Here is a 9,021-nt window from a genome sequence, read left to right as displayed (position 1 = left end):
TGAACATGGAATGCGATGCCCAGTCCACGCCTTCACCGCCCATCTGGATCAGGCCCGTTGTATCGCGTTCCATCCACGACGCCATGAAGTGGCAGCCGATCCCCGCTTGGGCGATCGATCCTTCAGGCACTTTCGTCGATGTATTGTGCGGACAGCCCGAGCAAAAATACGGCGTGCGTTTGACGGTGTCGGCGGCGTTCGAGAGGATCTGCGGTGCGACGAGATCGACGACTTTATCGCGACGATCCAGCGCGGGTTTATGCCGTGCTAGCCAGTCCGCGAACACAGGCAACACGCGCGATGGGCGCAATTCACCAAGCGCGCTCAGCAGCATTGCTCCGTCCTGCGCGTTCTTGCCGACCACGATCGGCCGCGCGCCTTGTGTGCGGTTATACAAATGATCCTTGATCTGCTGCTCGATCACGGGCCCTTTCTCTTCGATCACAAGGACTTCAGAGAGACCCTCGACGAAGGTATCGAGGCGCGTGGTTTCCAGCGGAAACGATAGCCCCACTTTATAGATGCGCACGCCGGCGGCATCGAGGTCATCGACGGTGAGATCCAAACGACGCAACGTTTCCATCAGGTCGAGATGCGCCTTGCCGCACGTCACAATGCCGACGTTCGCGTGGCGACTCGGTGCGATCCATTTATCGATGGAATGGGTTTTCGAAAAGTACCGCACGGCGTCGAGTTTCGCGGCAAGACGCGCTTCAATCGTCAAGCTCGGCAAATCGGGCCAGCGATTGTGCAGACCGCCTTCGGGCGCGACAAAACCCTCCGGCGCCGGCCACGTGGTTTGGAACGCGTCGAGGTCGACGGTCGACCCGGATTCCACTGTCTCCGATATCGCCTTGTAGCCCACCCACGCGCCCGAAAAACGCGACAACGCCCAGCCGTAGAGACCGAACTCGAGCATATCGGCGATATTCGATGGGTTCACGACCGGCATGTGCCAGGCGATCATCGCCTGATCGGACTGATGCGGCATGGACGACGACACGCAGCCGTGATCGTCGCCCGCCACGACCAGCACCCCGCCGTGCGGCGATGAACCGTACGCGTTGCCATGCTTGAGCGCATCGCCGGCTCGATCCACACCCGGACCCTTGCCGTACCACATCGCAAAGACGCCCTCCACGGTCCGCTCGGGGTCCGACTCCACCCGCTGCGTGCCAAGGACGGCCGTCCCGCCAAGTTCCTCGTTGATCGCGGGCAGAAACCGCACGTCATGCGACGCCAGAAGTTTTTCCGCTTTCCACAATTGCTGATCGACCATGCCAAGCGGCGATCCGCGATAACCGCTCACAAAACCGGCAGTGTTCAGCCCGGCGGCGCGATCGAGCTGGCGTTGCATCAGGACCAGCCGAACCAATGCCTGCGTGCCGGTGAGGAAGATCCGGCCGTGCGCGGCGTTGAGGTTATCGGTGAGTTGATAGCTTGCAAGTGGAGGACTGTCGGCAAAAGGCACACGCGCGTTCATGGATGAGGCTCCGGCGTTTTATCGTTGAATTGAGAGGATGTCGCCATTCTTCCTCGACACAACCGGAAGGTTTTTGCGTTCTTCGCGATCGAACGCTCACACCAGAAACAAAATCGATCTTTATTGAGATGAGTGAGAGGAAAACACCTGCCGAATGGCTAACGTGTGGTTAACCCGCGTCTCGAAACGCCCAGGAGCGGGTAATCTGGACGCTCTCCGACAATGCCGCGCCACGAAAAGGAATCCACCCATGAAGCTCTATTACTGGCCGAAGACGCGCGCTTTTCGCGCGTTATGGATGCTGGAGGAATTGCGCGTGCCATACGAGTTCGCCTACGTGAACATTCGGGCGGGCGAGCAGAATGCGCCGGCGTTTTGCTCGGTGAACCCGATGTCGAAACTGCCTGCGCTGGATGACGACGGTGTGTGCGTCGCGGAATCGGGCGCGGTGCTGCTTTATCTCGCCGATAAATACCGCCAAGCCGGGCTTGGCGTCCCACTTGATGATCCGTTGCGAGGCCGTTTCCTCCAATGGATGTTTTTCACGGGCGCTTGTCTTGAACCGGCTATGGCTGAACGGATGACGGGTGCTCCGAGCAATAGCGTGAGTTTCGGCTGGGGCGATTTGGGCCGCGTCGAAAAGGCGATTGAATCGGCGCTGGCCGATGGCCCGTGGCTGCTCGGCGAGCGCTTTACAGCAGCCGATATCCTCGTCTCGAGCACGCTGCAGATCGCCTATATGGCGAAGCTGATCGAGCCGGGCGGAGTGCTGTCGGATTATGTAGCGCGCGCGACGTCACGGGAGGCGCATGAACGCGCTGCATCGATTGATAAACAGGAAGCGCAGAAGGTGCCGTCAGCCGCCTCGCATCAGCAGACGGGCACGGTTAACCTGAAACCCTGAGGTCTCTCTGATTCAAGGGAAAGTCTTGGGCTTGGGAATGCCCGCACCGGCTTCAATGTCGGCGACGGCTTGGACATGCGCGGCATCAATGGCGTCCTTGGGACTCGACAAGCCGTTATCGCCGCCAACGGTTTGCCACGACTGCACGGCTTTATCGAGGTGGCGGATTTCGTATTCGGCGTCCCAGCGCGTCCCCTGTAGTTCGATGGGCCGAACGTGGATGGAGTAGACGCCGTAGAGGAAGAGTTGTTCAGCCATGGTGGTTCTCCCGTTCAAGCGAAGTGACAACGGCGGCCAGCAATCTGCGCGCCGCCGTTTTTCACAGTTCGAGTTCGCCGAGGATCCGGTGAGCGAGCGCGCGGGCTTCTTCCAGAGCCTCTTCTTCGGACAACGAGGTGGCCGCAACGTCGTACTGTTTCGGCTCGGAATCCTCGCCGTCTTCGCCGTCGTCGCGGACCAACGTGACAACGCCTCGAAACTGGCCGCCGTCTGCGGCGTGGGCGCCGATCGTCGCGGTGTAGATGCCTTTCGTGTAGATCGTGTCTTCCATGATGCACCTCCGGCAAAGGTTGAAACGATGCTAGCACGCGCATTTATCGCGCGTATGACCGTCTCTCGTTAAGCCGTAAGCGCACGTTTCAGGCCAGCAGATCCTCGACTTCTTCCAGCGACGGTGAGTGTGCCCCCGACCTCCGGCACGCCGCTGCGCCCGCCGCGAGTGCAAAACGCAGATGGTCAGGCCAGCCGCCGGCGCGGGCCATCAAGCTGTAGAGCAAGCCCGCGATGGACGCATCGCCGGCGCCTACCGTATCGGCGACATCGACTTTGGGTGGGCGTGCCTGCCAGCTTTCTTCGCCGACATGCAAAGTAGCTTCGGCCGATCCCCGTGTGACAAGCACAGTGGCTTGCGGGTTCATCGCACGGATTTCGGCAATGGCATCGGCTTCATTTGGTATCGATGGGAAGAGCTTTTGCAGGTCTTCGTCGGAGACTTTGATCAGGTCGGCCAGCGCGGCCATTTTGCGCAAAGTGGGCTCGTAGCCATGCTCCATCAGGTTTCGATAATTCGGGTCGAAGCTGATCTTCACGCCGTGCTCGCGAAGTTGCGCGGCGAGACGAGCGAGCGTGTCGCCAAGCGGCTGGCGCACAAGGCTGATGCAGCCGAAGTGCGCCCATTTCACCGAGTCCATCCAGCCGGACGGCAGAAGGGTGGGATCGAACGCGAGATCTGCGCCGTTTTCACCCATGAAGTAGTACGTCGGCGGTTGGGTCTTGTGGACAATCGCCAGCAGCGGCGGCCGCTCGACACGTTGCATGAAGCGCATGTCGAGGCCGGCCGCGACGCTCGCGTCCCAGAGTTCATCGGAGAAATTGTCCGTGCCGAGCGAACCGGCGGATGCCGTCGGCAAACCGAGGCGCGCAACGGCGCGCGCCACATTCCAGCCGGCGCCGCCTGGGCGGGACAGCCAGTCCGACGGGCCGGTGCGGATCAGGTCGGTGAGGATGTCGCCGGCTGAGACGAATTGGGGGAAGGTTGAATTGGAACTTGCGTTGGAAGTCATCGTGCTCACCGTTTAGCTTGTCTCTTTAGCTTGCTTCTTTAGCTGTCTCTTTCATTGCGTCGCGGCTTTGTTGGGGCGCGTCGGCTGGGTCTATTGCGTTTAGCACTTCGTAGCACGCGCCCATCGTGTGGTAATCGGTCTTGCCGGCGGGACTCTTTTCATCGCTGTACTTGCGGTTATCGCAGGTCAGGATGCGGAACCACGCGCCGTATTCGTGATCGACGAAGTGCGCCCAGCTATAACGCCAGAGTTCGTCGTAGCAATCCCAGAATCGCTCCAGACCAGTCCGCTTGCCGAGCAACGCAGCGGTGGCGAAGGTCTCGGCCTGCACCCAGAAGTATTTGTCGTGATCGCAGATCGAGTTGTCCGGACCAAAGCCGTAATACAGGCCGCCGTGCTGGTCGTCCCACGCGCGGTTGAAACCGGCGTCGAATAGTTCGATTGCTCGCGGTGCAAGCCACGGCAACGCGCGGTGGCGCTCCAGGATCAGCAGCAGCTTCGCCCATTCGGTCTGATGGCCGGGCTGGAAACCCCACGGACGGAAGATATTGGAGCTGTCGGACTCGTTGTAATGCCAGTCGACTGACCAGTCGGCGTTGAAGTGCTCCCAGACGAGACCGTTGCTCAACCGCGCCTGGCGCAACGTGATATTGCCGGCGATTTTCTCCGCACGATCCAGATACAGCACATGGCCGGTCGCCTCGTACGCGGCCAACAACGCTTCGGTCGCGTGCATGTTGGCGTTCTGCCCGCGATACGACGACAACTGCCAGTCGGGCGTGGCTTCATCGGCGTAAAGACCGGCGCCTGCGTCCCAGAAATGCTTGTCCATCAGCTGGAACGTTTCATCGATCAAGGGTTTGGCTTCATCGATACCCGCCATTGCCGCGTGGGCGCAGGCCAGCAGAACGAATGCGTGGCCGTAGCAATGACGCGTGCCATCGAGCGTACGTTTCGCACCGTCGCGCCATTCGATTTCCCAGTCGTAGCCTTCGTTCACTAAGTCCCAATGCGCGTTGCGCAGGAACGCGAACGCGTGACGAGCGTTGTCCTGATGTTGCTGGCCGCCGAAATGGCGAAAGGCCATCGCATGGTTGAAAACGAAGCGCGTGCTGCTGACAAGGTGTCGCGTGGTGCGGTCGTAGACCGTGCCGTCATCCTTGAAAAAATGAAAAAAACCGCCCGAGTCGTCGCGGGCGGTTGGTGCGTAGAACGCAAGTGTGTGGCGAACGTGGTCGAGGAGGAAATCGCGGCTTCGAAAGTTCGGTTCTGCCGAACCCGCCACGTGCAGAGCGGTTGAGTTCATACCGATGTCTGTGTCCGTGTTATGACCGAGCTCGCGCGAGGAATCAGGCGCACGGGCACGAGCGTGTCGGTTGTGTTCGCGTCATCGTGATTCTGAGCGGTTTCCAGCAGTAACTCCACGCCACGCCGCCCGAGTGCTTCCTTGTCGACCGTGACCGTGGTGAGCGGCGGCGTGCTTTGGGCTGCGGCAGGAATATCGTCGAAGCCGACAAACGCGATGTCTTCCGGCACCCGCAAACCGTGCGCGAGACAGACGCGCATGGCAGCGAGGGCCGCTGCATCGTTATAGGCGAAAACGGCGTCGGGCAGCGGCGCGGATTGCGCACGCGCCTGTGCGATGAGACGTTCCATGGCGTCGGCGGCAGCCATGTCGGCGTCGATAGCAGGCTGCGTGGTGACTTCGAGCGTAGGGTTAAAGAGTAATCCCGCTTCGAAATACGCCAGCCGGTATCCCATTGCCCGCTGGGAGATGCTGTAGTGCGCCAGCGATCCGCCAATGAATGCAATCCGCTTGCGCCCGAGCGCAAATAGATGCTGCATGGCGAGTGCGGCGCCGCGCGCGTTGTCGACGTTGACGGAGCGAAAACCCGGCGCGCGCAAATCGATCAGTACAACCGGCCGGTTCATGGAGCGCAGATGAGCAAGCAACTCAGGCTCGATAAATCCAGCAACTGCTACGGCGTCCGGTGCGTGAAGGCGCATTTGCTGGGCGAGATCATGCGTCGGCCCGGCCGTCAGTACTGACGGCACCAGCCGCCGCTCGCGGCAGGCTTCTTCGAAACCGTGCAGAACGTGGGAAAAGAACGGGCTGACTGCGAAGTTATTGTGCTGGCGATGAAGCAGGAACGTGACGCGCCGGATTCGGGTGCGAAGCTGGGCAGCGTCGTAGCCAAGTTGTCGCGCCGCTTCGACCACGCGTTCACGAGTCGTTTCCGACAAGCCCGGCTGGTTTTTAAGCGCCCGCGATACCGTGCCGATCGACACACTGGCTGCGCGCGCGACATCGCGAATGGTTGTGGCCATCGGGTTTCTCGTCTCCGCATTCCGTGGATAGGTTGTTTATCGCGGCTGAAGCGTTGGTTGCACGCTATGTGTTTACTAACGGCGCCAGGTTCGCACGATTTTAGCGATTGTATAGTAAAACAGTGCGAAATCTTACCTGAGAAATCTTAGAGGAAACCCGTAAGTCGTGTCTAGATAAGGCTTTCAGTTAGCTTTATTGTTTAGTAAATGACGGGAAAACTCAACTTGGGAAATTCAACTTAATACGCGTTGGTATGCGCTAGCGCGCTTCTCGCTGATGAGTAGATTTCGCATTCGATGACCATACGTCAAGCACCATGTCGTCATCCTGGTAGCGGGACAAGTGCGGCAGCGTGAGCTTTGCGCGAAGTTCTCGATGTACATGATCACCCGAATGCGGCCATCCCTCGATCGGCCGCCGCCAGTGGCAGGCGATCAGCGTTCCGCCCTCGGCGAGCGAGACCCCAATCCTCGCGATGAGCCCGGCGAGTTGCACTTCATTCAGGTAATACGCCACCTCGCTAATTACGATCAGGTTGAACTCGCCATCCGGCCAATCGTCAGGCATGGCGCGCTGCTCGACCCGGACGTTCTGAAGATGTGCGCCTCGCTGCCGCGCAAGTTCGACCGCGGCCGGATTCAAATCCGCCGCGAGCAGCGTCTCGCATCGAGAAGCCAGTTCAACGGTAAGTTCGCCGTTCGCGCAACCGGGTTCATACCCGCGACGGTAATGTTCGTCGGGGAGGGCGGCCAACGTAAGCGCGCGCTTGCGCCGCTCATACCACCGGTCGCGAAGCAGCCAGGGGTCGTCGCTGCGTTCATAGAGACCGGCGAAATAGTCCTGCGCATTGGGTTCCTGCGTTTTCGGTTCCTGCGCGGATGGTTCCTGCGTTTTCAGTTCCGTCTTCATATCAGCACGACCTCGTAGGGCCGGGTGAGACGTTCGAGCACATGCGCGGGCAGGATAGGTGCGCGACCCGTCGAGTCGTCGGCTTCGATCTGGCTCCGAAACGCCTGGACCGCGTGAACCTTGCGGGCAAGCGTGGCCATATCCAGCACTATGCGCCGCGCTCGACTCCAGGGCACGCGGGAATCCTCGGGTGTCGCCCAGTGCCAGGTCCACACGGGGACCTCGACAAACGGCAAGTCAAGCGCACCAGCCACGGTGGTCACGGCGCGGCCGACCGACTCGTGGTCGGGATGGCCGTCGAAACGCCAGGTTCCAAACACGATGTCGCCCGGTTCGAGACGGGCTTTCAGCGCTTCTACCAGTTCCGACTCGAACGTTTCGCCACCGCCGTCCGGAAGGTGCAGTCGCTCCAGTGCGACGTGTTTCATGCGCAGACGTTGTAGCGCGTCGCGCGTTTCTTGCGGACGAGTCGCGGCGAGTCTGGCTGCGGGCCATTCCGGCGACGCAGGATGGCTAGCTGTGCCGTCCGTCACGGCGATGATCAGCACCTTGCGACCCAGGTCGGACAATTGCGCAAGCAGGCCGCCCGTGCCCAGAATCTCGTCGTCCGGATGCGGCGAAACAATCACGGCGCGTGCGCCGGGTGGCACGAGGATCGCCGAATCAACTTCGGGCAGGCTCGAAAGCCGCCCGGCGTTTTGCCAGGTTGCTTCCGGTGTGCCATTCCCCTTGATGGCGCGATCGTTTGCCGAGTGAGTTACTACAGGTTCCATGTGCCGCATTCCCCATTGATAAGTCGTTCAGCAAGCGCGGCTTCATCGCGTTCGGCATGACTCTGCCGGATAAAGACAGGTAGATCGGCCATCAGGCTGGCGAAATGACGGTTACGGCAGAGAGGCGCGGCACCCAGCGCACGGCCGGCACGCTCGACGACGTCAACCGCTGAGCGTTCCGCCGCCAGCCGGACTCGAAAGGCATCCGGCATTGCATCGGACTGCGGCTCGCGGTCAATCCGTGCCGCCGCTTCGCGCAGCAGGCTGGCCGTCCCGGAGAGCGCCGTGTCAATAGCACCCAAATGAGCGAGCTTGTACGGATCGGCGCGGCGTGCCGTATCCCGTTTGACGAATTCCCCGATTGCAGCCGCCGCCCCGAACCAGCATGCAGCGATCCCGCCGCCGCCGTGCCAGAAACCCGCTCGCTCGAGATAGGCGCGCGGCGTGCCGATGCGGGAAGCTTTAGCGTGATCGAAATGGACGTCTACGCTCGCGCTCGCCGACATGCCGACAGCCATCCAGCCATCACGCGTTATGCGCACGCCGGGTTGGCGGAGATCGACCGCGGCGAGAATGGGCTCATCCTGTTCGTTCCAGGCTGTGACGAGAGCATGGGTGATCGAGGCCGCTCCGGAACACCAGGCTTTCGTGCCGTGCAACGTGACGCTGTTTGTGTTGGACGCAGCGCTCGCGGCGAGGCGAGCTGTGGGCGGTTCTGCTGCCCAAACGCCCCACGCCTGGCCGCTTTCCGGGACGTGTCCTTCACCCAGTTCAGCCATGATGGCGAGCGCGTCTGTATGGCCTTCGAACAGCTTGACCAGCGCGAGATCGCACGCCGCAACCGTGGCGAGTATTCGCCAGCGTTCAAGCGTCGCGCCATGGCCGGGAAGTGGCAGGCGATCAAAGCCTGCATCGATCAGCGCGTGGAGTGCGTGGGCAGTATCAGTGCTCGAGCCGCGCTCGAAACGGAGGTCACGCAAAAACGGTTCGAGAATGGATTCGCTTGCGGCCCCGCCAGTCATTGCTTGCATGGTGGTCACTCCCAACCGCTTGCATGGATT

General features: G+C 61.1%; 10 protein-coding genes. 1 reads left to right on the top strand and 9 read right to left on the bottom strand.

Annotation, left to right across the window (positions count from 1 at the left end; all coding sequences use genetic code 11):
• A partial coding sequence (locus JWR14_RS00705; protein WP_299699599.1) for an indolepyruvate ferredoxin oxidoreductase family protein occupies positions 1 to 1,483 on the bottom strand: 1,483 nt, incomplete at its 3' end.
• A 250-nt stretch (positions 1,484 to 1,733) separates the two neighbouring features.
• Between JWR14_RS00705 and JWR14_RS00700 the strand changes: the two genes are divergently transcribed.
• Positions 1,734 to 2,387: a glutathione S-transferase family protein gene (locus JWR14_RS00700; RefSeq protein ID WP_299699596.1), complete on the top strand. Its 654-nt coding sequence runs from the start codon at positions 1,734 to 1,736 to the stop codon at positions 2,385 to 2,387.
• Between the two features lie 12 nt (positions 2,388 to 2,399).
• On the opposite strand, the gene JWR14_RS00695 is transcribed toward JWR14_RS00700, so the two are convergent.
• The 8 genes from JWR14_RS00695 to JWR14_RS00660 all read right to left on the bottom strand — a co-directional run bounded on the left by JWR14_RS00695 (position 2,400) and on the right by JWR14_RS00660 (position 8,982).
• Positions 2,400 to 2,645 carry a hypothetical protein gene (locus JWR14_RS00695; RefSeq protein WP_299699593.1) on the bottom strand — a complete coding sequence of 82 codons (246 nt, stop codon included), beginning with the start codon at positions 2,643 to 2,645 and terminating at the stop codon, positions 2,400 to 2,402.
• A gap of 61 nt (positions 2,646 to 2,706) precedes the next feature.
• Positions 2,707 to 2,937, bottom strand: coding sequence for a hypothetical protein (locus tag JWR14_RS00690; protein ID WP_299699588.1), 231 nt, complete (start codon positions 2,935 to 2,937; stop codon positions 2,707 to 2,709).
• An 88-nt stretch (positions 2,938 to 3,025) separates the two neighbouring features.
• Positions 3,026 to 3,949 (bottom strand): carbohydrate kinase, encoded by a 924-nt coding sequence (locus JWR14_RS00685; protein ID WP_299699585.1) that lies wholly within the window; start codon positions 3,947 to 3,949, stop codon positions 3,026 to 3,028.
• A gap of 25 nt (positions 3,950 to 3,974) precedes the next feature.
• Positions 3,975 to 5,255 carry an AGE family epimerase/isomerase gene (locus JWR14_RS00680; RefSeq protein WP_299699582.1) on the bottom strand — a complete coding sequence of 427 codons (1,281 nt, stop codon included), beginning with the start codon at positions 5,253 to 5,255 and terminating at the stop codon, positions 3,975 to 3,977.
• Positions 5,252 to 6,277 (bottom strand): LacI family DNA-binding transcriptional regulator, encoded by a 1,026-nt coding sequence (locus JWR14_RS00675; protein WP_299699579.1) that lies wholly within the window; start codon positions 6,275 to 6,277, stop codon positions 5,252 to 5,254. Before JWR14_RS00675 ends, JWR14_RS00680 begins: the two co-directional genes overlap by 4 nt.
• 259 nt (positions 6,278 to 6,536) lie before the next feature.
• Positions 6,537 to 7,187, bottom strand: coding sequence for a class I SAM-dependent methyltransferase (locus JWR14_RS00670; RefSeq protein WP_299699576.1), 651 nt, complete (start codon positions 7,185 to 7,187; stop codon positions 6,537 to 6,539).
• Positions 7,184 to 7,960: a PIG-L family deacetylase gene (locus JWR14_RS00665; RefSeq protein WP_299699573.1), complete on the bottom strand. Its 777-nt coding sequence runs from the start codon at positions 7,958 to 7,960 to the stop codon at positions 7,184 to 7,186. The genes JWR14_RS00670 and JWR14_RS00665 overlap by 4 nt, the downstream gene beginning before the upstream one ends.
• Complete coding sequence (locus tag JWR14_RS00660; protein ID WP_299699602.1) at positions 7,948 to 8,982, bottom strand: acyl-CoA dehydrogenase; 1,035 nt, start codon at positions 8,980 to 8,982, stop codon at positions 7,948 to 7,950. The genes JWR14_RS00665 and JWR14_RS00660 overlap by 13 nt, the downstream gene beginning before the upstream one ends.
• Between the last annotated feature and the right edge of the window lie 39 nt (positions 8,983 to 9,021).

The sequence above is a fragment of the Caballeronia sp. genome, assembly GCF_028292365.1.
GTDB lineage: Bacteria > Pseudomonadota > Gammaproteobacteria > Burkholderiales > Burkholderiaceae > Caballeronia.
This window is presented reverse-complemented; position numbering and strand designations above follow the sequence as displayed.